Genomic DNA, 24,412 nt, shown 5'->3' with positions numbered 1-24,412 from the left:
CCGTCACGCCCCGATGACCTGCTGGAACTTGCCCTCGAACTCCTTCTCCTGCTTCTCGTCCAGGGCCATGAACACCTTGGACCTCGACAGCAGGGCCTCGTCGGGGAAGATCAGCGGGTTGGCGGCCAACTCCGGGTCGATCTTCTCCATCTCGGCCTTCGCGCCCTGGACGGGGCAGATGTAGTTGACGTACGCGGCGAGCTTCGCGGCGACCGCCGGCTCGTAGTAGTAGTTGATCAGCGCTTCGGCGTTCGCCTTGTGGGTGGCCTTGTTGGGCACCATCATGTTGTCGCTGAAGAGCATCACGCCGGAGTCGGGCGCGACGAACTTGATCTTGTCGTTCTCGCCGGAGAGCTGGATGACGTCACCGGACCAGCCGACGCACGCCGCGATGTCGCCCTTGGCGAGGTCGGGGGCGTAGTCGTTGCCGGTGAACTTGCGGATCTGCCCGGAGTCGACGGCCCGCTTGAGCTTGTTGAGCGCATCGTCGAACTGGGCGGAGGTGAAGTTCGCCGGGTCGTGCCCGTTGGACTGCATCAGCAGGCCCATCGTGTCGCGCATCTCGGACAGCGCGGTGACCTTGCCCTTGAGGTCGGGCCGGGTCAGCAGCTCGTCGACGGTGCGGATCTCCTTGGTGACCGACCCGTTGTACGCGAGGCCGGACAGGCCGGACTGCCACGGGACGGCGATCCGGCTGTCCGGGTCGAAGGAGCGGTTGAGCAGCGACGGCAGCAGGTTCGCCGTCACGTTGGGGATCTTCGCCGGGTCGAGCTTCTGGATCCAGCCGAGCCGGATCATCCGGGCGGCCATCCAGTCGGTGAGCACGATGATGTCCCGCCCGGTGCCCTGACAGGCGGCGAGCTGATTCTGCACCTTGCCGAAGAACTCGTTGTTGTCGTTGATGTCCTCGGTGTAGGTGACCTGGATGCCGGCCTTCGCGACGAACGCGTCCAGGCTGGGACGCTTGGATTCGTCCTTCTCGTCGACATCCATGTACTGCGGCCAGTTCGAGAATGCCAGCTTCTTCTCCGTGCCGGAGAGGTCTTCGCTGACGCAGCCGGCCTCGGTCTGCACGGCGCCCTTGGTGCCGCAGCCGGCGAGCGCGCCCGCCGTGGCGAGCATCGCGGCCGAGCCGAGGGTGCCGGTGAGCAGACCACGCCGGGTGAGGGGCCGGAGGGGAGTTCGCATGTGACGACTCCTAGGGGGGTCATCGCCGGCGGGCGGGACGGGGGGAGGCCCGACGGCGGGAGGGTCTTCAGGCGATGGACGACTGATCCTGACATGAGCCGACCTGCCTCACAAGGGATTCCGTTGCCGGCATAGCAATGCACCACGAATTACGCCAGACTGCGCCAGGGCACTACGATCCCGGAGGAGAAGCGGACATGGGGAGCTGACGATGGTCATCCGACAGCAGGAGGGCGGCGGCGGGGGTCGACGCGTCACCGTGCGCGAAGGCGCCAGTCACGCTCTGTTGGACGACGTCGCCAAGCAGATCATCGAACAGCTCCAGGAGGACGGCCGCCGGCCGTACGCGACGATCGGCAAGGCGGTCGGCCTCTCCGAGGCGGCGGTGCGCCAACGGGTGCAGCGGCTGCTCGACGCCGGGGTGATGCAGATCGTCGCGGTCACCGACCCGCTCCAGCTCGGCTTCCCCCGGCAGGCCATGATCGGCCTGCGCACCGACGGCGACCTGGAGACGGTGGCCGACCGGCTCGCCGAGTTCGAGGAGGTCGACTACGTGGTGATCACCGCCGGGTCGTTCGACCTGCTCGCCGAGGTGGTCTGCCGCAACGACGCCCACCTGCTGGAGATCCTGCAACGGCTGCGCGCCGTCGACGGGGTGCTCGCCACCGAGGCGTTCGTCTATCTCAAGCTGCGCAAGCAGACCTACAGCTGGGGCACCGCCTGAGCCTGCCCGACGAAGGCCCGCCAGGCGGCCGGGGCGAAGCTGAGGGTGCCGCCGTCGCGGTCCTTGCTGTCGCGCACCAGCACCCGGCCGGGCAGGTTGTCGGCCACCTCGACGCAGTTCCCGCCGTTGCTGCTGCTGCGGGTCGCGGTGCGCCACCGGGCACCGGCCAGCGCGTCGGTCAGCTCCACGTCGTCGCCACCTCTCTGATCAGCGCGGTCGATCCGCGACTGGGCAGCGCCTCGCCGGTGACGCTCGGCCGGGATCACCCGCACCTGCACGTGCTCCCGCTCGGCCAGCGCGGCGAGGTGGGCGCGCTCCAGCTCGGCCCATTTGCGGAACCAGGGCAGGTTCCGGCGGGGCCCCGGGTGCGGCCACAGCTCGGCGACCTCCCGGCCGAGCACCTTGGCCACCGCGTACCGGGTGCTCTCCCACGGTGGCCATCGCCACCCGCAGCGTCTCGTTACGTCTCGCGCGCATTCGAGATGGGTGCCGAACGCCCGGCAAACGCCCTGGCAATGTCCGTCACCGGTCGGCTGACCGCGCCGAAGGCCCCTCGGTCGCCGTCCGTCGGCCGTCGACGACACCCGCCGCCCCGCAGGGCCGCCGACTGTCGGGGCGCCCTTGGGAGCTGCCCCGCTTTTGCTACCTCGGACCCACCGGCACCGCAGACCCAACTGTCACCGCAGACGCCACCCGCATCTGGAGCCGGGCGACCCCGTCGACCGACGCGCCCAACACCCTCCGGTAGCACGAACGGGGCAGCTCCCTAGCTAGGGCACCACTCACTCTTGCCTTCTCCGCCGGAAGGCTCACCCGAGCGAGCCCACGCGAGCCCAAGCGAGCCCACGCGAGCCCAATCCCGACCATGTCTCACGATGCGGATTCCGTTGCCAGCACCCACCTTCGCTCGCCGATTCCGTTGTCTCAGGCGCGAAAGGCCACCGATACCACTTGCCTTCCGGCCTACGGCTGTGGGATAACCGTGGGCAGAGCGGCCGGCGTCACCCCTGACCGGCCCGAGACCCGATGGGGCTGACATGGCCAACGCCACCGACCACCTCTGGATGCACTTCACCCGGATGGCCAGCTACGCCGCAGGCGAGGTGCCGACGATCGTGCGCGGCGAAGGGGCGTACGTGTGGGATGCCCAGGGCCGCCGCTACCTGGACGGGCTCGCCGGGCTCTTCGTCGTCAACGCCGGCCACGGGCGCACCGAGCTGGCCGAGGCCGCCGCGAAGCAGGCCGGCGAGCTGGCCTACTTCCCGCTGTGGTCGTACGCGCACCCGAAGGCCGTGGAGCTGGCCGAGAAGATCGCCTCGCTCACCCCGGCCGACCTCAACCGGGTCTTCTTCACCACCGGTGGCTCCGAGGCCGTCGAGGCGGCGTGGAAGCTGGCCCGGGCCTACTTCAAGCGGACCGGCAAGCCCAACAAGTACAAGGTCGTCAGTCGCTACATCGCCTACCACGGCACGTCGATGGGCGCGCTGTCGATCACCGGCCTGCCCGGCATCAAGACCGACTTCGAGCCGCTGGTGCCCGGCGCGGTGAAGGTGCCGAACACGAACTTCTACCGGGCCCCGGAGCACGGCGACTCGCCCGAGGCATTCGGCCGGTGGGCGGCCGAGGAGATCCGGCGGGCGATCGAGCGGGAGGGGCCGGACACGGTCGCGGCGGTCTTCCTGGAGCCGGTGCAGAATTCCGGCGGTTGCTTCCCGCCGCCGCCCGGCTATTTCGAGCGGGTCCGCGAGATCTGCGACGCGTACGACGTGCTGCTCGTCTCCGACGAGGTGATCTGCTCGTGGGGCCGGCTCGGCGAATACTTCGGCGCGGTCCGCTACGGCTACCGCCCGGACATCATCACCACCGCGAAGGGCATCACCTCCGGGTACGCCCCGCTCGGCGCGATGATCGCCAGCGACCGGCTGATGGAGCCGTTCCTCACCGAGACCGGCATGTTCGCCCACGGGGTGACCTTCGGCGGCCACCCGGTCTCCTGCGCCGTGGCGCTGGCCAACCTGGAGGTGTTCGCCCGGGAGGACCTAGTCGGGCACGTCCGGGCCAACGAGGATGCCTTCCGCGCCACCCTGGAGAAGCTGCACGACCTGCCGATCGTCGGCGACGTGCGGGGCGACGGCTACTTCTACGGCATCGAGCTGGTGAAGGACAAGGCGACCCGGGCGACGTTCGACGAGGCCGAGTCGGAGCGGCTGCTGCGCGGGTTCCTCTCCACCGCGCTGTTCTCCGCCGGGCTCTACTGCCGGGCCGACGACCGGGGCGACCCCGTCGTGCAGCTCGCCCCGCCGCTGATCGCCGAGCAGCAGCAGTTCGACGAGATGGAGCAGATCCTGCGGGCGGTGCTCACCGAGGCGTGGGCGCGGCTGTAACCGCCGAGCCGTCGCGAACCCGGGCCGTCGGATGCGCTACCAGGAACTGTCGTACTGGCTGTCCACCGTGGACGAATCGTTGGCGCCCCGCCCGCCGCTGGGCGGGGACGCCGACGCGGACGTCGTGATCGTCGGCGCCGGGTACACCGGGCTGTGGACGGCGTATTATCTCGCGCTCGCCGACCCCACGCTGCGGATCACGGTGCTGGAGGCCGAGATCGCCGGCTTCGGCGCGTCGGGGCGCAACGGGGGCTGGTGCTCGGCGCTGTTCCCCACCTCGCTGCCGGCGCTGGCCCGCCGGCACGGCCGCGATCAGGCGCTGCGGATGCAGCGGGCCATGCAGGCCACCGTCCGCGAGGTGGGCCGGGTGGTCGCCGCCGAGGGCATCGACTGCGACTGGCACCTCGGCGGGACGGTGGTGCTGGCCCGCAGCGCGGCCCAGCTCGGCCGGGCCCGCGCGGAGGTCGCCGAGGCCCGCGAGCACGGCCTGACCGCCGACGACCTGGTGCTGCTCGACGCGGGCGAGGCCGCCGCCCGCTGCGCCGCCGACGGGGTACGCGGCGGGACGTACACCCCGCACTGCGCCGTGGTGCACCCGGCCCGGCTGGTGCGCGGGCTGGCCCGGGCGGTCGAGCGCCGGGGGGTGACCCTCCACGAGCGGACCCCGGTGACCGCGATCCGGGCCGGGGCGGCCGTGACCCCGGCCGGGACGGTCCGCGCGCCGGTGGTGGTGCGGGCGACCGAGGGGTACACGCCGGGGCTGCCCGGGCAGCGGCGCGCGGTCGCGCCGGTCTACTCGCTGATGGTGGCCACCGAGCCGCTGCCGGAGCAGACCTGGGCGCGGATCGGGCTGGCCGGGCGGGAGACGTTCTCCGACCACCGCCACGTGATCGTCTACGGGCAGCGCACGGCCGACGGGCGGCTGGCGTTCGGCGGGCGGGGCGCGCCGTACCACTTCGGGTCCCGGGTCCGGCCCGACTTCGACCGGGAGCCGCAGGTCTTCGCCGCGCTGCGCCGGGCGCTGGGCGAGCTGTTCCCGGCGCTCGGGCCGCAGGTGCCGGTGACGCACACCTGGGGCGGCCCGCTGGGGGTGGCCCGCGACTGGTCGGCGTCGGTGGGGCTGGACCGGGCGACGGGGCTGGCCTGGGCCGGCGGGTACGTCGGCGACGGGGTCGCGACCACGAACCTCGCCGGGCGTACCCTCGCCGACCTGATCCGGGGCACGGACAGCGACCTGACCGACCTGCCGTGGGTGGGGCACCGCTCGCCGCGCTGGGAGCCGGAGCCGCTGCGCTGGCTGGCCGTCAACGCGGGCCTGCGGGTCATGCTCTCCGCCGACCGGGCGGAGCTGCGCACGGGCCGGCCGGCCCGGCGGGCCGCCGTGTTCCAACGCTTCCTGGGCCACTGAGCCGAGCCCGACCCCGGGCGGTCAGTGGTTCGGGGGGATCACCCGCAGGTGGCCACGGCGGCCCGTCTGCGGGTTGTGGTGCTGCGGGCCGCCGCTCTGCTCGTCGCCCGGGGGGCGGGGCGGCGCGGGGCGGGCGGCCTCGCGGACGGCCTCGGCGAGGGCGACCAGGTCGTCGGCGCTGGGCGGCGGTGGCTCGAACTCGCCCTCGTGGCGGACGACGTTCCAGCCCCGGGGTGCCGTCAGGCTGCGCGCGTGGGGCTCGCAGAGGTCGTACGTGTGGGGTTCGGCGAACGCCGCGAGGGGCCCGATCACGGCTGTCGACTCGTTGTATACATAGGTCAGTGTGGCGACCGCTTGCCGGGGGCAGCCGTTGCGGGAGCAGCGCCGTGTTGACCTCACGGCGGGAGGGTATCCCCATTACCGGGTCCGGCGCACCGGTTCGCGTTGCGACACGCCCGTCATCGAGATCACAATTCGCAACATCCGACGCGTCGGGCCGTGACGGGCGGCGGTCGGCGCGCCGCGGGAGCGGCACAGCCGCGGGCCGGGCGGCTCGGCGGGCTACCCTGTGCGTCATGACCAGTCCGGAACACCGCCGCCCCGGCCCCGGCCGGCGCGTCCACCGCGACCGGCACGGGCGGGGCCTGCGCGGGCGGCTGGTGCCGGCGACCGTGCCGCTGGCCCGGACGAAGGCCGAGGTCTTTGACGATCTCGTGCTCGACACGGTGGAGACCCTCGAACGGCGGTTCGCCAAGGAGCTGGCCGGCGTGGAGTTCGCGGTGGAGGACGTGCCGCCGGACCTGAACGTCTACGACTCCGACGTGCTGGAGGACGGCGAGGTGCCGCTGGCCCGGCTGCTGCCGGGGCGCCCCGGCCGGCAGGAGGTTCCGCCCCGGATCGTGCTCTACCGCCGGCCGCTGGAGTTCCGGGCCATGGACCGGGAGGACCTGGCCGACCTGGTGCACGATGTGATCATCGAGCAGGTGGCGAACCTGCTGGGCGTCGACCCGGACGAGCTGGCCTAGCCCACTGTCCCCGGGCCCGCCCCCGCGGCCCCACTGCGCCCCGGACGCCCGAGCCGGGCGGCCCCCACCGCCCCGGCCCGGCAACGCTCAGGCGGCCCGCCGCTTGAGCTTGCGCCGCTCCCGTTCCGAGAGCCCACCCCAGATCCCGAACCGCTCGTCGTGACCGAGAGCGTATTCCAGGCATTCGGTCTTGACCTCGCACCGCGAGCAGATCCGCTTCGCCTCGCGGGTCGAGCCGCCCTTCTCGGGGAAGAACGCCTCCGGGTCGGTCTGGGAGCAGAGTGCCTGCTCCTGCCACTCCGGCGCGTTTCCGAGCAGGTCGGCCACCTCAAGCTGGCCGTCCATCTAAAGATGCCTCCTTGTCGCGCACCGGCGTCGTCGCCGCTGCAACCCCCCACGCGAAAGGCGTGCGTGTCCGTCCGGTCCCCATTTGTTGCGTTCCGTGCGAACAACCCCATTCAAATTACACGCGTGTAATGCGTGCGCCGTCAAGCCGAACTTGATAATGGAGTCGCCCTCCCGACACGCCGTGGACGGCCCTTGCGGCCGTCCGGCCTCGCAACCTGCCCTATCGATTCAGACCCCGGACGAGTAACGCCCTCCTCGGCGAGTTGCCCGAGTTTTCTTGCCGCGGCGGCCCGCCGGCCGGCTCCCCGAAGCCGCCAGCGCGGCCCCGACGGCGGGGCTACGACGCGATGCTGATCTTGGTGGGGCACAGGTTAACGCGACTTGGCCGAGACTGCCCATCGGGCCCGCAACGCCGACAGCGCCCCGTCCACATCATGGACGGGGCGCTGCGGTCGGAACTGAGCGGTGGGTCAGATCGCCATCGAAGGTGCGCTGGTGGGCCAGGTGAACTCCGCGACCGTTCCCCCGGTCACGGCGACCGTCCCGGCGGGTGTGTCCTCATCCCACCAGACGGTATAGAGCCCTGCGGCAAGATCGGGGTAGACGGCACTGTGGAACGTGCCGTCCTGCACGATGCGCTCACGCACCGCGACGTGGGTGCGCGGCGCGCCCTCCCCGTCGACCCGGCTGATCTCGATCTCCCGGCCGTGCAGCTCCCGGCCCGTGTAGATGATCAGGGCACCCGAGTCGCCACCCAGATCGAGGACGACGGTGCCGGTCTCCGTCGGCCCGTACGCGTGGTGATGGTGGTGCTCGTGCATCGGTTCGCTCCGTCCGGGTCAGGACGACGCCGGCGGGTTGTTGAACCCGTCGTACGGCGTGCCGAGGAAAGGGAAGTTGCGCAGGAACGGGGCGGTCACGTCGGCCGCGCTCAGCCCCGGGGTGACCGCGCCCGCCGCCGCGTCCGGGGTGAACCCCTTGTCGACCAGCGGCACGGTGACCCCGGCGATGGCCCGCAGCGCGATGCTGACCACGTCGTCGGCGACCCGCCGCCCGTTCGGGAACCCGGCCAGGTCGCCGCCGACCACGCCGAACTGGTTGGGCTTGGCGCTCGGCTTGATGGCCGTGTTCAGCCGCAGCATGTCGGCCTGGACGTCGCCGGTGTTGTTGGAGAAGCCCTGGATCAGCCCGGCCGGGATGCCGGTGAGCAGGATCGCCAGCAGGTCCGCGCGGGGCTTCTTCGTCTTGTTCAGCGCGTCCAGCTTGGGGAACACGCCCGGGTAGAGCACCGGGAGCAGGGCGGCCAGCTCCGGCTGCTCGACGAACTTCGCGAACCGCTTGTCCTCCGTGGGCGGCAGCGTGTTCCACTCGTCCTTCTTGGACATCGGCACGATGACCTCGTTGAACAACGGGTTACCGAGCCGAGACACCTGCACGAACGGGCCGGTCGCGGTGTCCTTCGCCGAGCCGTTGCCGAGGATCCGCGCCTGCTGGCGCGACGCCGAGGTCCAGACGCCGATGACCGAGGCGCGGTCGTGCGTGCCGTACCGGTTGGCCCTGCGGCGCAGCCGGTTCAGCGGGACCTGCACGGCGAGGGTGTGCACGTTCATCCGGTCGGTGGCGTTGACCGGCTCCCCCTCGGCCTTGAACAGCTTCTTGCCGGCCACGTGCAACTGCTGGAACGGCCGCAGGGTGCCCAGGTCGAAGATCGCCCCCAGGTCGACGAAGAACCCGTCGGCGCGCTGGCCGGCGAACACCTTCTCCCCGGTCGACAGGCTGAACGTGGCCTGCCGCGCCAGGGCCGCGTAGTTCGGGGTGGAGAGCGGGCCGACGTTGCACGGCGGGCAGGCCAGCTTGTTGGCCAGCCGGTGCTCCTTGCCGTCGGCGATCCGGGTCAGCGAGTAGAACTGCTTGCGGTTCCAGTTCTTGCTGTCCAGCGACTCGATCGGGCCGGTGTTGTAGAGAAAGCTGTTCGGGTTCGTGATCTCGGTGGTGAACTCGAACCGGTAGGTGACGTCCGGCTTGCCGTCACCGTCGTTGTCGATATGGATCTCGTACCGCACGTCGTCGCCGAACTCGAAGAAGTTCGGGCCGCCGGAGGGGAGCTGCAACGGCACGTAGTTGGCGATCAGCGTGACCGAGTCGGGGCGGTCGGGGCTGACGAACGCGTACAGGTCGGAGCTGTCGGCGACCGGATCTTTCGCGATCTCCGGAGCCTCACGGTGGGAAGACATGGCGGACCAACCTCACAGGGCAGCAAGCGATCAGGGGAAGAGCGGAGGGTGCCGGCGCCGGGAGCCCGCGCCGGAAGAACGGAACCGGGCCGGCGTCAGCGCTTACCGGCGGCGCGCCGCAGGCGGTCCGCCAGGCTGCGGTCGCGTACCTCGATCCGGGACGTGCCGACGAAGACGTCCATCGCATCGCCGCCCCGCAGGTGCACGACGATGGGCTCGTCCTTCTTCCCGCCGGACGACGGGGAGTTCTGCGCCGCGGACAACCCGGGCACGGTGAGTGCGGCGGCCCCGAGGGTGGCGCTCGCCGCGGCGGTCAACGTCTGCCGGCGGGTCAGTCGCGGCCATCGCCGCTTCCGCTGATCACTGGACATGGGCAACCTTTCCGGCGCGCGGCGCGTCCGCGCCCGCGGTGACGGGAGGCGGGGCCGGCCGACCGCCGGGCCCGCGTGGGGCCGCCGGCAGCGGCCCTCGCCTCAGCCGCCGCCGGCAAGCAGTGGTACGGCCCGTACGCCGAAAAGGTTCGATGCTACGGCCGGAGGTGACCGTACGCGGTCGTCCGCTTGCGCGCCGGCCGTCCGGCCCGCGCCGCGATGGACCGCAACTGCTCCTCCGTACGCGCCGAGCCGTTGCCCGAGCCGGCCATCCGGGAGATCGTCTCCTCCATCAGGGTGCCGCCCAGGTCGTTGCAGCCGCCGTTCAGCATCGCCACCGTCCCGGCGTCGCCCAGCTTCACCCAGGAGCACTGGATGTTGTCGATCCGGCCGTGCAGCAGCAGCCGGGCCATCGCGTGCACCGCCCGGTTCTCCCGCCACGTCGGGCCGGGCCGGGCGATGCCGGCGAGGTAGATCGGGGCGTTGGTGTGCACGAACGGCAACGCCACGAACTCGGTGAACCCGCCGGTGCGGTCCTGCACCCCGGCCAGCACCCGGAAGTGGGCCAGCCACTGCCCGGGGTGGTCGACGTGGCCGTACATCATGGTGGAGCTGGACCGGATGCCCAGCTCGTGGGCCGTCGAGACCACCTCGACCCAGGCGGCGGCCGGCAGCTTGCCCTTGGTGAGCACCCAGCGCACCTCGTCGTCGAGGATCTCGGCGGCGGTGCCCGGGATGGTGTCCAGGCCTGCCTCGCGCAGCCCGGTCAGCCACTCCTTCACCGGCACGCCGGCCTTCGCCGCCGCCGTGACGATCTCCATCGGGGAGAACGCGTGCACGTGCATCCCCGGCACCCGCGCCTTGATCGCCCGGATCAGGTCCGCGTACCCGGTCACCGGCAGCTTCGGGTCGATGCCGCCCTGGAGGCAGACCTCCGTCGCGCCGGCCGCCCACGCCTCCTCGGCCCGGTCGGCCACCTGGTCGACGGAGAGCCGGTACGCGTCGGCGTCGCGCTCGCGCTGCGCGAACGCGCAGAACCGGCAGCCGACGTAGCAGACGTTGCTGAAGTTGATGTTGCGGTTGACGACGTAGGTGACGTCGTCGCCGACGGTGTCGCGGCGCACGTCGTCGGCGATGCGGCACAGCGCGTCCAGCGCCGGGCCGTCGGCGGCGAACAGGGCGAGCGCCTTCGCCTCGTGGGCCGGCGTCAGCAGCGCCGCCGGGTCGTCGGCCGCCAGCCGCAGCCCGGCCCGCAGGTCGGCGTCCCCGGCGCTCTCCCCTGCCGTCGCTGTCGCTCCCGCCGCCGCCGCTGCTGCTTTCGCCCCTGCCCCGCTCGCATCGGCCTGCGCGGCCACCTCCGACCAGTCGCCGTAGACGCTGTCGAAGTCGCCGCGCCGGTCGCCGGTGCGGCCGGTGGTGTCGATGGTGGCGTGCAGGTCGGTCCGCCCGCCGCCGAACACCTCCTCCGGCTCCTGCCAGGGGCGACCCGCCGGACGCGCCGACTCGACGGCGAGCCCGGTGGCCGGGTCGGCCAGCGCGGACACGTGCGGCAGCAGGCGCGGATCCAGCCACGGGTCGTCGGCCCGGACGTACTCGGGGTAGATCGTCAGCCGCTCGCGCAGCGTGAAGCCGGCCTCCGCCGTGCGCCGGGCCAGCTCGTCGAGCTGCGGCCAGGGGCGCTCCGGATTGACGTGGTCGGGGGTAACCGGCGAGACGCCGCCCCAGTCGTCGATGCCGGCGCGCAGCAGCAGGTCGTACTCGCCGGCGATCAGGTTCGGCGGGGCCTGGATCCGGGCACCGGGGCCGAGCAGCACCCGGGCCACCGCCACCGTGGCGGCCAGGTCGTGCAGCTCCGCGTCGGGCATCCCCCGCATCGCCGTGTCCGGCTTGGCGCGGAAGTTCTGCACGATCACCTCCTGGAGGTGGCCGTACGCGCGCCGGGCGCGGCGGATCGCGAAGAGCGCGTCGACCCGCTCGGCCGGGGTCTCGCCGATGCCGATCAGGATGCCGGTGGTGAACGGCACCCCGACCCGGCCGGCGTCGTCGAGCACCCGCAGCCGCACCGCCGGCTCCTTGTCGGGCGAGCCGTAGTGCGGGCCGCCCGGCTCCGACCACAGCCGCATCGCGGTCGTCTCCAACATCATGCCCATGCTCGGGGCTACGGGCTTGAGCCGCTGGAGCTCCGACCAGGAGAGCACCCCGGGGTTGAGGTGGGGCAGCAGCCCGGTCTCCTCCAGCACCGCCACGGCGCAGGCGCGCAGGTAGTCGAGGGTCGAGTCGTAGCCGCGCGCGTCCAGCCACTCCCGGGCGGCCGGCCAGCGCTCCTCGGGCCGGTCGCCGAGGGTGAACAGCGCCTCCTTGCAGCCCTGGGCTGCGCCCGCCCGGGCGATGGCGAGCACCTCGTCCCGGTCGAGGAACGCGGCCGGCAGCCGGTGCGGGACGGTGGCGAAGGTGCAGTAGTGGCAGCGGTCCCGGCAGAGCCGGGTCAGCGGGACGAAGACCTTCTTGGAGAACGTGACCACGCCGGGTCGGCCGGCGTCGCGCAAGCCGGCGTCGCGGATGTCGCCGGCGACGCGGAGCAGCTCGTCCAGGGCGGTGCCCCGGGCGGCGAGCAGGGCGGCGGCCTCGTCGACGTCCAGCGCGAGCCCGGAGGCGGCCCGGCGCAGCGCGCGCTCGATGCTGGCCGCGGTGGGCCGGGGCTCGGTGCGATCAACCATCCGCCCAGCCTATGCGCCCTGCCGTCGGCCTCAATCCGCTGGCCGGGCCACCTCCAGTCCGACGACCTCCCGGGCACGGCCGGTGACGGGCGCGGGGCGATTCCCCCGGCGACGGGCCGAACTGACTGTCCGTAACGCCTAGCTGACCCCACCAGACGCCCCCGTCCCCTTTGCTCTGCACCCACCGACGCAGCACCTGACCCAAGCTGGGCGCATGCAAGCTTATGAATGGATAGGGGCTTCGGTGACCCGTTGCGCTGCGTAGAGCGTTGCGCATCCGGGTGCAGAGCAAAGGGCCGCACGGGGTGGAGTCCCCGCCCCCGGCGGGTCACGTTTCGTAACGCGTCGGCGGCGGACGTGCCGCGACGCACATCGGGTGGGCCCCCGGCCGGCCGGCCGAGGCCGCCGGGAGCCCACCCGATGGGCGGAGGTTCAGTCCTCGCGCGGGAACCGCTGGGTGCGGTCGGCGTCGGCGTCCCGTTCACCGGCCGGCGCGCCCGGCTCGCCGGGCTGGCGCGGGATCGCCCGGGTCGGGTCGGCCGACGGCGGCTGCCCGAACGGCGGCGCGGACTGCGGCATGGGCTGCGGCGGGGGGAACGGCGACGCCGGCTGCGAGCCCGCCTGGGGCGGCGCGAACGGCGGGGCGGACTGCGGTGGGGCCGGATACGGAGGCGCGGAAGCCGGGGCGAACGGCGAGGCCGGCTGCCCGTGCGGGCCGGGCTGGCCGGCGAACGGCCCGGGCTGGCCCGGCTGGCCGGGGGCCGGGAATGCACCCGGCTGGCCGGCTGAGGGGTAACCGGGCTGGTGGCCGGCGACCGGGTAGCCGGCCTGCTGGCCGGCCGACGGCCAACCGCCCTGCTGCCCCGGGCCCCAGCCCTGCGGGCCAGCCTGACCCGGCTGACCCGGCTGCTGCGGCCAGCCCGGCTGCGGCTGGCCGTACACGCCGGGGGCCGGCTTCGGCCTCGGGGTGAAGTAGAGAGCACGCCAGACCCGGAAGACCACGAACGCGCCGGACGCGAAGATCGCCAGCCAGGCGGCCCGGGTCAGCAGGCCGAGGAACGCGTCGAGCACCTCCGCCTTGGCGAGCCGGTCGACCGTCCAGATCAGCAGGGTGAGCGCGGCGAGAAGGGCACCGAAGGCGTACTCGGCCAGCGCCACCTGGACGATCGTCTTCGCCCGCTGCGCCACCGGGGCGACGTGCGTGGCGAGCAGCACGGCCAGCACCGGCAGCACCGCCGCCTCCAGGCCGGCGAACGAGAAGAAGCCGCTGCCCGCCCGCCCGGAGAAGGTGCTGTACTCGGCCGGGGCGAGCAGCCGGATCAGGCCGGCGAACAGGAGCACGGCGTTCGCGCCGAGCAGCGCGAACGCGAGCAGTTCGCGCAACGGGTCGGTGAGCCGGCGGGCCGGGGTGGCCGAATGGGACGCGGGCGCCGCGTCACCGGACGCGGGCTCGGCGGGGCTGGTCACGAACTCCCCCTCTTGGGCGGTAACGGACAGTTGCCGACGTGAGCCTAGTCTCCCCGGGCACCGGCGACCCCGGCGCGGGGCGTGCGGGAGGATGGGCGGCATGCGCATCGTCGTACTTGCCGGCGGCATCGGGGGGGCCCGGTTCCTGCTCGGCGTCCGGGCGTACGCCCGCGAGGTGGGTGCCGAGGTGACCGCCGTGGTCAACGTCGGCGACGACCTCTACCTGCACGGGCTCAAGGTCTGCCCCGATCTGGACAGCGTCATGTACACGCTCGGCGGCGGCGCCGACGCCGAGCGGGGCTGGGGCCGGGCCGACGAGACCTGGACGGTGAAGTCGGAGCTGGCCGCGTACGGGGCGGAGCCGACCTGGTTCGGGCTCGGCGACCGGGACGTCGCCACCCACCTGGTGCGCACCACCATGCTCACCGGCGGGTACCCGCTGTCGGCGGTCACCGAGGCGCTGGCGAAGCGCTGGCAGCCCGGCGTACGCGTGCTGCCGGCGACCGACGACCGGCTGGAGACGCACGTCGTGGTGAGCGACCCCGACGGCGGCGGCCAGCGGGCCATCCACTTCCAGGAGTGGTGGATCCGGCACCGCGCCGGCATCCCCACCCACCGGTTCGTCTTCGTCGGCGCGGAGGCGGCGAAGCCCGCCCCCGGCGTGCTCGACGCGATCGCCGCGGCCGACGTGGTGCTGGTCGCGCCGAGCAACCCGGTGGTGAGCGTCGCCCCGGTGCTGGCGGTGCCGGGGCTGCGCGAGGCGCTCGCCGACGGGCCGGCCCCGGTGGTCGGGGTGTCCCCGATCATCGGCGGCGCGGCGGTGCGCGGGATGGCCGACCGCTGCCTGGCCGCGCTCGGCGTCGAGTGCAGCGCCGCCGGGGTGGGCGGCCTGTACGGCGGCCGGTCCTCCGGCGGGCTGCTGGACGGCTGGCTGGTGGCCCCCGAGGACGCCGACGCGGCGGTGCCGGGCGTGCCGGTCCGGGCGGTCCCGCTGCTGATGACCGACGAGGCGGCGACGGCGGCGATGGTCCGGGCGGCGGTGGAGCTGGCATGAGGCTGGAGATCCTGCCGGTGCTGGGCATCGGCGACGTGGCCGAGGGCGACGACCTGGCGGCGTTGATCGCCACGGCCGCGCCGTGGCTGCGCGACGGCGACGTGCTGGTGGTGACCAGCAAGATCGTCTCCAAGGCGGAGGGGCGGCTGGTGGACGTACCGGCCGACGGTCCGGAGCGGCTGGCCGCCCGCGACGAGGTGCTGGCCGCCGAGACCGCCCGGGTGGTGGCCACCCGGGGGGCGACCCGGATCGTGCAGACCCGCCACGGCTTCGTGCTGGCCTCCGCCGGCATCGACGCGTCCAACGTCGACAAGACCCGGCTGGTGCTGCTCCCGCAGGACCCGGACGCCTCGGCGCGCGCCCTGCGGGCCGCGCTGCGCGAACGCTACGACCTGGACGTCGCGGTGATCGTCACCGACACGATGGGCCGACCCTGGCGCAACGGCCTCACCGACGTGGCGCTCGGGGTGGCCGGGCTGCCGGCGATCCGCGACCACCGGGGCGAGGTCGACCCGTACGGCAACGAGCTCCAGCTCACCCAGATGGCGGTGGTGGACGAGCTGGCCGGCGCCGGCGAGCTGATCAAGGGCAAGTGCGACCAGGTCCCCGTTGCCGTGGTGCGCGGGTACCTCACCGCGACCGCGCCCGACGACGGCGTCGGCGCGCGGGCGCTGGTCCGGGACGCGGAGCTGGACCTGTTCTCGCTCGGCACGGCGGAGGCGCGCGCGGCCGGGCTGGCCGCCGCCGCGACCCTGCCCGACGGTCCCGGCGACGCCCCCGCCGACCCGGCGACGGTGGCGCGGGCCATCGCCGCGGTGGCCGGCGTGGTCGCCCCCGGCACGGTCTTCACCCCCGTCACCGACGACGAGGTACGCGCCGCGCTGGCCGCCGCCGTGCCCGGCTGGCCGCAGCGGGCCACCGCCCTGGTGCTGGGGCAGCCGCCGACCCCGGTCGACCCGGCCGGCCTGGTGCGCCTCGGCGCAGACCTGCAACGCCTGCGCGCCGCCCTGGCCGCCGAGGGCATCCCGTCGACCCTGCTGCCGCCCCCGCCGGGCAGCACGGCCGCCGCCTGCCTGGCGCTCTGAGTCACCCGGGAACCCGCGCCCGCCCCGGGATCCCGCGCCCGCCCCTGGAGCTCCGGTGCCCGCCCGGCGCTGCGAGTCGCCCGGCCGGGCTTCAGGCGTCGAGGACGGCGCGGCCCAGCGGGGTGAGCGTGTGCAGGACGGTGTTGCGGTCCCGGTGGCTGACCAGCAGGCCGGCGTTGCGCAGCACGGTGGCGTGCTGGCTCGCCGCCGCCGGGGAGATGCGCAGGCGGCGGGCCACCTCGCCGGTGGTGCAGCCGTCCTCGGTGGCCTCCAGCACCGCCGCCCGGGTCCGGCCGAGCAGCGCGGCCAGCGCCTCCCGTCCGGTGCCGGCCCGGCCGGTCGCCGGAACCAGCGCGCCCAGCCGGTCCACCGGATAGACGAGCACCGGCGGCAGGTCCGGGTCGGCCAGCGCCACGGGGGTGCCGGCGCAGAAGAACGACGGCACCAGCAGCAGGCCCCGCCCGTCCAGGTGCAGCTCCCGGCTCTCCGGGTAGCCGTGGATCTCCAGCACCCCCGACTCCCAGCGGGCGAGCGGGCGGAAGCTGTCGAGCAGCCCCTCGATGCCCCCGTCGAGCAGGGCCCGGGCGCGCCGCATCCGGTCCGACTCGATCGCGGCCTCGACGTGCGCCCAGTACGGGCTCAGCGCCAGCTCGCGGTACCGCTCCATCGAGTCGGTCAGGTGGCGCAGCACCTCGGGCTCGCCCCGGGCCAGCGCCGCCGCCGAGGAGGGCAGGGGATGCTCCCCGGCCATCCGGGTCATGTCCCGGTGCAGCAACCGCAGGGGCGTGCTGCGTACCGCCTCCAGTCCCTCCGCCAGCCCCTGGAGGCCCTCGTGCGGGGTGAGGAAGTCGGGGAAGTAGCCCCGGCCCGGGTTCAGCGCGAACAGCAGCCGCATCGGCTCCGCGCCGACCAGCCGGCGCAGCTCCCGGGAAACCCCCCGACGCCAGCCGGAGGTCAGCGGGTCCGGGCTGCGGACCTGGAGCACGTGCACGCTGAGGATCAGCTCCCAGAGCGGGTGCGCGCCCGGGGCCACCCTGGTCCGGAGAACATCGTCGGGCGAGAAATAGATCTTCAGCATTGGGCCGCTCCCGTGCGGGCGGGCAGAGGGGGAGCCCCGCCGACCGTTCGCACTGTACCCGGGCGGCAGTTATCTCCACTTTTAAGCGTGGGCTGAAAAACCTCGACGTCCCCGGGTGGCCTTCGGCATGCTCTGGGTTGTCCCGAACGGGCCGTCCGTCATCGACGCCGGCCCGGCGCACCGGGGCCGGGGAGGATCCGGCGGACGGGCAGCACCACGAGGGTCTGCGGCCCTTGCTCCGCAGAGGTGTCCCCGTCCGCCGCCCGTCCGGGCCGGGGCTTGTCCGCCCGGATCTACGCGCCCGATCAGCCGACCCAGAGCGCGACCCGATGGTCCTCGTCCGTGACGTACCAGCAGCGGCCGTCGGCCTCGGCCAGCCCTTCCACGTGGTGGAACGGTGCCAGGTCCGCCACCAGCTCGCCCGGGACCAGGTGCCCGGCCGCCTTCTCCAGCCGGAACCGGACGTGCCGCGAGGTGACGCCGCCGCCCTGCGGGTGCTCGTCGAGCAGCACCGAACCCTTGCCCAGCGCGTCGATCGAGCCGACGATCGCCGCGTATCCGCCGTCGGACAGCGGCACGAGCGCGCGGAAACCGGTCAGCGTGCCCGGCGGGGTCACGCCGGTCAGCGCGTACGCGCCGAGGGCCTGCGGCCAGGCCCCGCCGTCGAACATCTCCGGCACCCCCGCCACCTCGACCAGGATCGGCTCCCCGTCGGCGGTGACCGGGAAGCGCAGGCCGAGCAGCACCGTCCCGTGCGGGGTGAACGCCGCCGCCTCGACGTTGAGCGGCAGGTCGCCCTCGGCGAGCCGGCCCACCCAGCCCTTCGCCCGGGCGGCGCCCCGGGCCACCGTCTCGACGATGAACCGCTCCCGCACCCGCCGTCCCGGCGGCAGCGTGGCCAGCTCGGCACCGGCCAGCGCGTCGTTGACCGCCCGGTGCAGCCGGAACCGGTTGCGCACCACCCGCACCGGCAGCCGGCCGCCGATGGCGTCGTCCTCGCGGAACCGGGCCACGAACGCGCGGCGGGGGCGCAGCGGGCCGGCCTTCGAGCCGAAGTGGGAGCCGAAGACGTACACCCAGCCGTCGTGGTGGGCCAGCGCCTCGCCGTCCTCGGTGCGGCCGTTCTCGGCGCCCGCGTCGGCGTCGACGTGGTGGGCGGACCACTCGCCGTCGTCGTGTTCGAGCAGCAGGGCTAGGCACTGCTCGACCGGGCCCTCGTCGAGGACGGTCCAGAAGCCGCGTCGGGCGCGGTGGGCGGCGAGCAGGGCCGGCGAGCGCACCGGCAGCAGGTCGCTGGCCTCGTTGCCGGCGACGACGAACTCGACAAGTCGCAAGGTCACCCGCATAGGGTGGCACCCGTGCCAGATACAAGGAAGGGCCCCCTGTCAACGCATTCTGTTGAGCAGGGGCCCCTGCTCAACACTCATGTCCCCGGCTACGCGGCGCTGCACGGCGACGCGACCGCCGTACTCGAACAATGGACGCCGACCGGTGCGGCGGCCGGCCGGGCCCGCGACCGCACCCTGGAGTTGCTCTCCGCCGGGCCGGTGGCCCTGGCCCGGGAGCACCGGGCGGGTCACGTCACCGCCAGCGCGCTGGTCCTCGACGCGACCGGCGGGCGGGTCCTGCTCTGCCTGCACGGCAAGTTCCGCAAGTGGGTGCAGCTCGGCGGGCACTGCGAGCCCGGCGACCGGACCCTGGCCGGCGCGGCCCTGCGCGAGGCGGGCGAGGAGTCGGGCATCGACGGCCTGGTCGTCGACCCGGTCCCGATCGACGTGGACGTCCACCCGGTCGCCTGCCAGGGCGGGTCGCTGCACTACGACGTCCGGTTCGCAGTGTTCGCGCCGGCCGGCGCGACGGAGCGGGTCAGCGACGAGTCCGAGGCGCTCGGCTGGTTCCCGCCCGACCGGCTGCCGGAGCCGCTGGCCGGCGGCACCGCCCAGCTCGTCGCCCCGGCCCTGGCCGCCCTGCGCCGCCGCCCCGGCTGACCCGGCCGCCATGGTGGGCGGCGCTACCCGCCGCCCACCGTTGTCAGATCAGGTTCTCCTCGCCCCGCGCCTTCAGCTCGTCGACCAGGGCCTTCACGTCCTGGGCGCGGTCGCGGGGGCAGACCAGCACGGCGTCGGGGGTGTCGACCACGATCAGGTCGTGTACGCCGAGGGCGGCCACCAGCCGGCCGGACTGCGGCACCACGACCAGCCCGCTCGCGTCGCGCAGCAGCACGCCCGGCTTGGCGTCGGTGCCGAGGACCACGTTGCCGGCCGCGTCGGCGGGCAGGACGTCGCCCAGGGTGTGGAAGTCGCCGACGTCGTTCCAGCCGAAGTCGCCGGGGACGGTGGCCACCCGCCCGGCGGTCGCCGCGCCCTCCATCACCGCGTAGTCGACAGAGATCTTGGGCAGGGTCGGCCAGACCGTGCCGAGGACGTCGTCCTGCTCCGGGGTGTCCCAGGCGGCGGCGATCGCGGTGATCCCGGCGTGCAGCGCCGGCTGCTGGCGGGCCAGCTCCGCCAGGAACACGTCGACCCGCCAGACGAACATGCTGGCGTTCCAGAGATGGTGCCCCGAGCGCAGGTACGCCTCGGCGACCTCGGCGGCCGGCTTCTCCTTGAACTCCAGCACCGGCCGCAGTGGACCGTCGGAGGTCGGGTCGCCGGTGTGCAGGTAGCCGTACCCGGTCTCGGCGCGCGTCGGGGTGATGCCCACCGTCATCAGCAGCCCCCGCTCCGCGCCGGCCACCGCCTCGGCGACCGTGGCCCGCCAGACGTCGGCATCGCGGATCAGGTGGTCGGCGGCGAACGAGCCCATCACCGCGCCCGACTCGCGCTGCGCGATCACCGCCGCGGCGAGGGCGATGGCCGCGCAGGAGTCCCGGGGCGAAGGCTCGACGAGGATGTTCTCCTCGGGCAGGCCGGCCAGTTGCCGCGCCACCGCCGCGACGTGCGCGGCTCCGGTGACCACCAGGGTGCGCTCCGGCGTGGTCAGCGGCGCCAGCCGGTCCACCGTGGCCTGGAGCAGGGACGCGGGGGTGCCGGTGAGCGGGTGGAGGAACTTGGGATGGCCCGCACGGGACAACGGCCACAACCTTGTGCCGCTGCCGCCCGCCGGGATGACGGCGTAGAGCATCAGCACATCATGCCCGAACCAGCACGGTACGGGCGCATCGTCACGCCGCGCGGCGTCAGGCGCGCGCCCGGGCCCACGCCGCGATGTGCACCTCGGCGCTCGACTCCCAGGTGAACTCCTTCGCCCGGTCGAACCCGGCCTTGGCCAGCGACAGCCGGCGCTGTTCGTCGTCGAGCAGGGCGGCCAGGTCGGCGGCGATCTGCTCCGGTGCCTCGCTCGTGTACGCCACGGCGTCGCCGCCGACCTCCGGCAGCGACAGTCGCGGCGTGGTCAGCACCGGGGCTGCGCAGGCCATCGCCTCCAGGATCGGCAGGCCGAACCCCTCGCCGTACGACGGGTAGGCGGCGACCAGCGCACCGCCGAGGAAGCCGGGCAGGTCGGCGTAGCGCAGGTAACCCGGGCGCAGCAGGCGCAGGTGCGACGGCACCTCGGCGACGGCCCGGTCGATGTCGTCGTCGTGCCCCTGACCACCGGCGATCACCAGCGCGGGCGGGTCCGCCCGGTCGGCGACCGCCCGGACCCAGCCCCGGATCAGGTTCGGGACGTTCTTGCGTGGCTCCTTCGCGCCGAGGAAGGCGACGTAGCTGCTGTCGCCGAGCCCCAGCCGGGCCCGGACCCGGGCCTTCTCCTCGTCGCCGGGCGCGTGGAAGGCGGCGTGGTCGACCCCGTGGTAGGCGACGTCGATGCGGGTCGGGTCGGCGTCGAGCAGCCGGATCAGCTCGTCGCGGGTGGCCTTGCTGGGCACGATCACCCGGGCGGCCCGGCGCAGCGACGTCTTGATCGCGCTGCGGAAGAACGTACGGCGGGACTTGTCGTAGTGCTCCGGCTCGGTGAAGAAGGTCGCGTCGTGCACGGTCACCGTGACCGGACAACCCGCCCGCAACGGGCAGGTGTAGAAGGGCGAGTGCAGCACCTGCGCGCCGACCTGCTGGGCCAGCAGCGGCAGGCCGGTCTGCTCCCAGGCGAGCCGGGCCGGGCGGTGGGCCACGGCGGCGGGTGCGGCGACGATCTCCGCGCCGGGCAGCATCCGGGAGTAGCGCTCCAGGTCGGTGCGCAGGCCCACCACGGCCAGGTCGACCCCCTGGCCGCACACCTTCCCGAGGGCGCCGAGCAGGCCGTCGACGTATCGACCGACGCCGCCACGGTCGGCGGGGACACTCGTGGCGTCGATGAGTACGCGGGGCGGGCGACCGGCGGTCACGGGGCGACTCCTTGGGGTGGCGAATCTGTGGGGAACAACACTCCGGGCAAGCCTACGCCGGAGCCCGGCCCGGTCGCTGACTGCGACCCGACCGTTCGCCGACTTGTCACTGTCATCGGATACGGACTCCGGCCGCGTATCGTTCGCGCCAATGGCCGACAACATTGCCCGGGTGTTCGCCGCCGCGATCGCACCCGACCCCGCAAAACCCCTGCTGACCTGGTATGACGACGCCACCGGCGAGCGCACCGAGCTGTCCGGCGCGACGCTGGCGAACTGGGTGGCCAAGACGGCCAACCTGCTGACCGACGAGGTGGCCGCCGGCCCGGGCGAGTCGGCCGGGGTGCTGCTCCCGCCGCACTGGCAGACCGCCGCCGTGCTGCTCGGTTGCTGGTCGGCCGGACTGGCGGTGGCCGACACGCCGGGCCCGGTGGAGGTGCTCTTCGCCGCCGCCGACCGGGCCGGCGAGGCCGACGCCTGGCCGGCCGGCGAGCGGTACGCGCTCGCGCTCACCCCGTTCGCCCTGCCGCTGCGCGAGGTGCCCGCCGGCTTCGCCGACTACGTGCTGGCCGTGCGCGCGCACGGCGACCACTTCACCCCGTACGCCGCCGGGGGGCCGGCCGACGCGGAGCTGCTGGCCCGCGCGGCGGCCCGGGCGACGGAGCTGGGGCTCGCCCGGGGCGACCGGGTCCTGCTGGACGTGACCGCCCACCCGGACCCGGTCGACTGGCTGCTCGCCCCGCTGGTGGCCGGCGCGTCGACGGTGCTGTGCGCCAACCCGGACCCGGCCCGGCTGCCCGCCCGCGCCGAGACGGAGCGGGTCACCCGCACCCTGGCCTGAGCGGAATCAGGAGCGGGCCAGGCAGTCAGGGGCGGGCCGGGGCCCCCGGGGCGGGCCGGCGCTGCGCGAAGGCGGCGAAGGCCGTCAGGGAGTCCGGGTTGGCCAGGGCCCCCTTGGCCGCCGCGTCGTCCACCGGCGTGCCGGTGAGGATCTTCTTCACCGGCACCTCCAGCTTCTTCGCGCTCAGGGTGCGCGGGACGGCCCGGACCTGGTGGATCTCGTCGGGGACGTGCCGGGGCGACAGGGCGGTGCGCAGCTCGCGGCAGACCTTGCGGCGCAGGTCGTCGTCCAGCTCCAGGCCCTCGGCGAGCACCACGAACAGCAGCAGCTCCCCCGCGCCGCCCTCGTCGTCCTCCAGGTGCACCACCACCGAGTCGACGACCTCGTCGAGCCCCTCGACGACGGAGTAGAACTCGGCGGTGCCCAGCCGTACGCCGCCCCGGTTGAGGGTCGCGTCGGAGCGGCCGGTGATCACGCAGCCGCCCCGCTCGTTGATCGTGATCCAGTCGCCGTGCCGCCACACGCCCGGGTAGAGCTCGAAGTACGCCTCCCGGTAGCGGGCGCCGTCCGGGTCGTTCCAGAACCCGACCGGCATGCTCGGCATCGGGGCGGTGATCACCAGCTCGCCCAGCTCGCCGAGGACCGGGCTGCCGTCGGCCGACCGCGCCTCCACCCGCGCGCCGAGCGCCCGGCAGGTGATCTCCCCGGCGTGCACCGGCAGCAGCGGCACGCCGCCGACGAAGCCGGTGCACACGTCCGTGCCGCCGGAGAGCGACTGGAGCTGGAGGTCGCGGCCGACCGTCTCGTACACCCAGGTGAAGCCCTCGGCGGGCAGCGGCGCGCCGGTCGAGCCGACCCCGCGCAGCGCGGACAGGTCGGCGATCTGACTCGGCACCAGGCCGGCCTTGCGGCAGGCCAGCAGGAACGGCGCGGAGGTGCCGAAGTAGGTGGTGCCGGTCCCGGCGGCCAGCCGCCACAGCCCGCCCAGGTCGGGGTGGCCCGGGTTGCCGTCGAACAGCACGATCGCCGCGCCGACGGCCGGCCCGGAGACCAGGAAGTTCCACATCATCCAGCCGGTGGTGGTGAACCAGAAGAACCGGTCGCCCGGGCCCAGGTCGTGGTGCAGGGCGAGCATCTTCAGGTGCTCCAGCAGGATGCCCCCGTGGCCGTGCACGATCGGCTTGGGCAGCCCGGTGGTGCCGGAGGAGTAGAGCACGTACAGCGGGTGGTCGAACGGCACGCCGGCGAAGGTCAGCGGCTCGTCGGTCGGCGCGGCCAGCTCGTCCCAGGAGATCGCCCCGTCCTCCGGGGGCCCGGCCGGGTCGAGGTACGCGACGGCGACGGTGTGCTGAAGCGACGGCAGGGCGGCCCGGATGGCGGCCACCTCGCCGCGCCGGTCGACGGGCTTGTCGCCGTACCGGTAGCCGTCGACGGCGACGAGGACCTTCGGCTCGATCTGCCGCCACCGGTCGGTGACGCTGCGGGTGCCGAACTCCGGCGCGCAGGAGGAGAAGATCGCGCCGAGGCTGGCGGTGGCCAGCAGCAGCACGTACGTCTCGGGGATGTTCGGCGCGTACGCGGCGACCCGGTCGCCGGGGCCGACGCCGAGGCGGCGCAGCCCGGCCGCCACCCGGCGGACCTGCTCGCGCAGCTCGGCGGCCGTCAGGGTCTGCGGCGCGCGGGTCTGCCCGTGCGCGATCACCACCGGGTCGTCGTCGCCCAGCCCCGGCATGCGCAGCACGTTCTCGGCGTAGTTGAGGGTGGCCCCGGGGAACCAGCGGGCGCCCGGCATCGCCGGGTCGGCCAGCGTGGCCGTCGGCTCGGTGTGCGCGACGACCCCGAAGTGGTCCCAGACGGACCGCCAGAACCCGTCGAGGTCGGTGACCGACCACTCCCACAGCGCGGCGTAGTCGGCGAACTCCAGCCCCCGGTGCTCCGCCAGCCAGCGCAGGTAGGCACCGATCCGGGACCGCTCGCGCACGTCCGCCGGCGGTGTCCACAGCACGTCACCCACAGCTCCACCCTTCTCCAGGCCCCGCACCGCCCTGTGACATGGGCCGTGATGCCATCTTGCCCTATGTCGCACCGCCATTGTCCGCCCCGGTCCCCCACCGCCGGGGCGGGCCCGGCCCACACCCCCCACGGCCGCGCTGTGTGGGGCGGC

22 protein-coding genes are annotated in these 24,412 nt (G+C 73.9%); 8 read left to right on the top strand and 14 right to left on the bottom strand.

The window, feature by feature from the left end:
• Positions 1-3: 3 nt before the first annotated feature.
• Positions 4-1,188 (bottom strand): extracellular solute-binding protein, encoded by a 1,185-nt coding sequence (locus ACFT41_RS05380; RefSeq protein WP_377584269.1) that lies wholly within the window; start codon positions 1,186-1,188, stop codon positions 4-6.
• 211 nt (positions 1,189-1,399) lie between these two features.
• On the opposite strand from ACFT41_RS05380, the gene ACFT41_RS05375 reads away from it, so the two are divergent.
• Positions 1,400-1,912: an Lrp/AsnC family transcriptional regulator gene (locus ACFT41_RS05375; protein WP_377584271.1), complete on the top strand. Its 513-nt coding sequence runs from the start codon at positions 1,400-1,402 to the stop codon at positions 1,910-1,912.
• On the opposite strand, the gene ACFT41_RS05370 is transcribed toward ACFT41_RS05375, so the two are convergent.
• Complete coding sequence (locus tag ACFT41_RS05370; RefSeq protein ID WP_377584406.1) at positions 1,891-2,082, bottom strand: DUF397 domain-containing protein; 192 nt, start codon at positions 2,080-2,082, stop codon at positions 1,891-1,893. The genes ACFT41_RS05375 and ACFT41_RS05370 overlap by 22 nt on opposite strands.
• Before the next feature lie 867 nt (positions 2,083-2,949).
• Between ACFT41_RS05370 and ACFT41_RS05365 the strand changes: the two genes are divergently transcribed.
• Positions 2,950-4,296 (top strand): aspartate aminotransferase family protein, encoded by a 1,347-nt coding sequence (locus ACFT41_RS05365; protein WP_377584273.1) that lies wholly within the window; start codon positions 2,950-2,952, stop codon positions 4,294-4,296.
• A 31-nt stretch (positions 4,297-4,327) separates the two neighbouring features.
• Positions 4,328-5,704 (top strand): NAD(P)/FAD-dependent oxidoreductase, encoded by a 1,377-nt coding sequence (locus ACFT41_RS05360; protein WP_377584276.1) that lies wholly within the window; start codon positions 4,328-4,330, stop codon positions 5,702-5,704.
• A 21-nt stretch (positions 5,705-5,725) separates the two neighbouring features.
• Here the strand turns inward: ACFT41_RS05360 and ACFT41_RS05355 are convergent, their stop codons facing one another.
• Positions 5,726-6,103, bottom strand: a complete 378-nt coding sequence (locus ACFT41_RS05355) for a DUF3499 domain-containing protein (RefSeq protein ID WP_377584278.1) — start codon at positions 6,101-6,103, stop codon at positions 5,726-5,728.
• 176 nt (positions 6,104-6,279) lie between these two features.
• On the opposite strand from ACFT41_RS05355, the gene ACFT41_RS05350 reads away from it, so the two are divergent.
• Positions 6,280-6,729: a metallopeptidase family protein gene (locus ACFT41_RS05350; protein ID WP_110562108.1), complete on the top strand. Its 450-nt coding sequence runs from the start codon at positions 6,280-6,282 to the stop codon at positions 6,727-6,729.
• A gap of 87 nt (positions 6,730-6,816) precedes the next feature.
• Here the strand turns inward: ACFT41_RS05350 and ACFT41_RS05345 are convergent, their stop codons facing one another.
• The 6 genes from ACFT41_RS05345 to ACFT41_RS05320 all read right to left on the bottom strand — a co-directional run bounded on the left by ACFT41_RS05345 (position 6,817) and on the right by ACFT41_RS05320 (position 13,866).
• On the bottom strand, positions 6,817-7,074 hold the full coding sequence (locus ACFT41_RS05345) for a WhiB family transcriptional regulator (protein ID WP_007074725.1): 258 nt from the start codon (positions 7,072-7,074) through the stop codon (positions 6,817-6,819).
• Between the two features lie 473 nt (positions 7,075-7,547).
• The gene (locus ACFT41_RS05340) at positions 7,548-7,898 is read right to left on the bottom strand and encodes a phospholipase (protein WP_377584280.1); all 351 of its coding nucleotides are present in this window, start codon (positions 7,896-7,898) and stop codon (positions 7,548-7,550) included.
• An 18-nt stretch (positions 7,899-7,916) separates the two neighbouring features.
• On the bottom strand, positions 7,917-9,311 hold the full coding sequence (locus tag ACFT41_RS05335; RefSeq protein WP_377584283.1) for a DUF4331 domain-containing protein: 1,395 nt from the start codon (positions 9,309-9,311) through the stop codon (positions 7,917-7,919).
• Positions 9,312-9,406: 95 nt separating this feature from the next.
• Positions 9,407-9,682, bottom strand: coding sequence for a hypothetical protein (locus tag ACFT41_RS05330; protein WP_377584286.1), 276 nt, complete (start codon positions 9,680-9,682; stop codon positions 9,407-9,409).
• A gap of 155 nt (positions 9,683-9,837) precedes the next feature.
• Positions 9,838-12,399 carry a bifunctional FO biosynthesis protein CofGH gene (locus ACFT41_RS05325; protein WP_377584288.1) on the bottom strand — a complete coding sequence of 854 codons (2,562 nt, stop codon included), beginning with the start codon at positions 12,397-12,399 and terminating at the stop codon, positions 9,838-9,840.
• 432 nt (positions 12,400-12,831) lie between these two features.
• Complete coding sequence (locus ACFT41_RS05320) at positions 12,832-13,866, bottom strand: hypothetical protein (protein WP_377584291.1); 1,035 nt, start codon at positions 13,864-13,866, stop codon at positions 12,832-12,834.
• 100 nt (positions 13,867-13,966) lie between these two features.
• On the opposite strand from ACFT41_RS05320, the gene cofD reads away from it, so the two are divergent.
• The gene (gene cofD, locus ACFT41_RS05315) at positions 13,967-14,920 is read left to right on the top strand and encodes a 2-phospho-L-lactate transferase (RefSeq protein ID WP_377584293.1); all 954 of its coding nucleotides are present in this window, start codon (positions 13,967-13,969) and stop codon (positions 14,918-14,920) included.
• Positions 14,917-16,005 (top strand): coenzyme F420-0:L-glutamate ligase, encoded by a 1,089-nt coding sequence (locus tag ACFT41_RS05310; RefSeq protein ID WP_377584296.1) that lies wholly within the window; start codon positions 14,917-14,919, stop codon positions 16,003-16,005. The genes cofD and ACFT41_RS05310 overlap by 4 nt, the downstream gene beginning before the upstream one ends.
• Positions 16,006-16,096: 91 nt before the next feature.
• Here ACFT41_RS05310 and ACFT41_RS05305 read toward each other — a convergent pair whose 3' ends face one another.
• Together ACFT41_RS05305 and ACFT41_RS05300 are read right to left on the bottom strand one after the other, a co-directional pair.
• Positions 16,097-17,083 (bottom strand): winged helix-turn-helix domain-containing protein, encoded by a 987-nt coding sequence (locus tag ACFT41_RS05305; protein WP_377584299.1) that lies wholly within the window; start codon positions 17,081-17,083, stop codon positions 16,097-16,099.
• 305 nt (positions 17,084-17,388) lie between these two features.
• On the bottom strand, positions 17,389-18,423 hold the full coding sequence (locus ACFT41_RS05300) for a hypothetical protein (RefSeq protein WP_377584302.1): 1,035 nt from the start codon (positions 18,421-18,423) through the stop codon (positions 17,389-17,391).
• Positions 18,424-18,495: 72 nt separating this feature from the next.
• On the opposite strand from ACFT41_RS05300, the gene ACFT41_RS05295 reads away from it, so the two are divergent.
• On the top strand, positions 18,496-19,071 hold the full coding sequence (locus ACFT41_RS05295; RefSeq protein WP_377584408.1) for an NUDIX hydrolase: 576 nt from the start codon (positions 18,496-18,498) through the stop codon (positions 19,069-19,071).
• A gap of 43 nt (positions 19,072-19,114) precedes the next feature.
• On the opposite strand, the gene ACFT41_RS05290 is transcribed toward ACFT41_RS05295, so the two are convergent.
• Positions 19,115-20,206, bottom strand: a complete 1,092-nt coding sequence (locus ACFT41_RS05290) for a mannose-1-phosphate guanylyltransferase (protein ID WP_377584304.1) — start codon at positions 20,204-20,206, stop codon at positions 19,115-19,117.
• 55 nt (positions 20,207-20,261) lie between these two features.
• On the bottom strand, positions 20,262-21,407 hold the full coding sequence (locus ACFT41_RS05285) for a glycosyltransferase family 4 protein (protein WP_377584306.1): 1,146 nt from the start codon (positions 21,405-21,407) through the stop codon (positions 20,262-20,264).
• A gap of 151 nt (positions 21,408-21,558) precedes the next feature.
• Between ACFT41_RS05285 and ACFT41_RS05280 the strand changes: the two genes are divergently transcribed.
• Positions 21,559-22,248, top strand: coding sequence for a TIGR03089 family protein (locus ACFT41_RS05280; protein ID WP_377584309.1), 690 nt, complete (start codon positions 21,559-21,561; stop codon positions 22,246-22,248).
• Positions 22,249-22,273: 25 nt separating this feature from the next.
• Here ACFT41_RS05280 and ACFT41_RS05275 read toward each other — a convergent pair whose 3' ends face one another.
• Positions 22,274-24,262 (bottom strand): acetoacetate--CoA ligase, encoded by a 1,989-nt coding sequence (locus ACFT41_RS05275; protein ID WP_377584311.1) that lies wholly within the window; start codon positions 24,260-24,262, stop codon positions 22,274-22,276.
• Positions 24,263-24,412 lie beyond the last annotated feature (150 nt).

The sequence above is a fragment of the Micromonospora sp. NPDC057141 genome (assembly GCF_042670805.1).
Classification (GTDB): Bacteria; Actinomycetota; Actinomycetes; order Mycobacteriales; family Micromonosporaceae; genus Micromonospora.
Note: the sequence above shows the minus strand (reverse complement) of the source record. Positions and strands in the feature narration are given on the sequence as shown.

Excerpts from the sequence above, each read along its gene's own strand:
- ACFT41_RS05380 (WP_377584269.1), bottom strand. The coding sequence starts at position 1,188 with ATGCGAACTCCCCTCCGGCCCCTCACCCGGCGTGGTCTGCTCACCGGC.
- ACFT41_RS05375 (WP_377584271.1), top strand. The coding sequence starts at position 1,400 with ATGGTCATCCGACAGCAGGAGGGCGGCGGCGGGGGTCGACGCGTCACC.
- ACFT41_RS05365 (WP_377584273.1), top strand. The coding sequence starts at position 2,950 with ATGGCCAACGCCACCGACCACCTCTGGATGCACTTCACCCGGATGGCC.
- ACFT41_RS05360 (WP_377584276.1), top strand. The coding sequence starts at position 4,328 with ATGCGCTACCAGGAACTGTCGTACTGGCTGTCCACCGTGGACGAATCG.
- ACFT41_RS05350 (WP_110562108.1), top strand. The coding sequence starts at position 6,280 with ATGACCAGTCCGGAACACCGCCGCCCCGGCCCCGGCCGGCGCGTCCAC.
- ACFT41_RS05345 (WP_007074725.1), bottom strand. The coding sequence starts at position 7,074 with ATGGACGGCCAGCTTGAGGTGGCCGACCTGCTCGGAAACGCGCCGGAG.
- ACFT41_RS05340 (WP_377584280.1), bottom strand. The coding sequence starts at position 7,898 with ATGCACGAGCACCACCATCACCACGCGTACGGGCCGACGGAGACCGGC.
- ACFT41_RS05335 (WP_377584283.1), bottom strand. The coding sequence starts at position 9,311 with ATGTCTTCCCACCGTGAGGCTCCGGAGATCGCGAAAGATCCGGTCGCC.
- ACFT41_RS05330 (WP_377584286.1), bottom strand. The coding sequence starts at position 9,682 with ATGTCCAGTGATCAGCGGAAGCGGCGATGGCCGCGACTGACCCGCCGG.
- ACFT41_RS05325 (WP_377584288.1), bottom strand. The coding sequence starts at position 12,399 with ATGGTTGATCGCACCGAGCCCCGGCCCACCGCGGCCAGCATCGAGCGC.
- cofD (WP_377584293.1), top strand. The coding sequence starts at position 13,967 with ATGCGCATCGTCGTACTTGCCGGCGGCATCGGGGGGGCCCGGTTCCTG.
- ACFT41_RS05310 (WP_377584296.1), top strand. The coding sequence starts at position 14,917 with ATGAGGCTGGAGATCCTGCCGGTGCTGGGCATCGGCGACGTGGCCGAG.
- ACFT41_RS05305 (WP_377584299.1), bottom strand. The coding sequence starts at position 17,083 with ATGCTGAAGATCTATTTCTCGCCCGACGATGTTCTCCGGACCAGGGTG.
- ACFT41_RS05290 (WP_377584304.1), bottom strand. The coding sequence starts at position 20,206 with ATGCTCTACGCCGTCATCCCGGCGGGCGGCAGCGGCACAAGGTTGTGG.
- ACFT41_RS05280 (WP_377584309.1), top strand. The coding sequence starts at position 21,559 with ATGGCCGACAACATTGCCCGGGTGTTCGCCGCCGCGATCGCACCCGAC.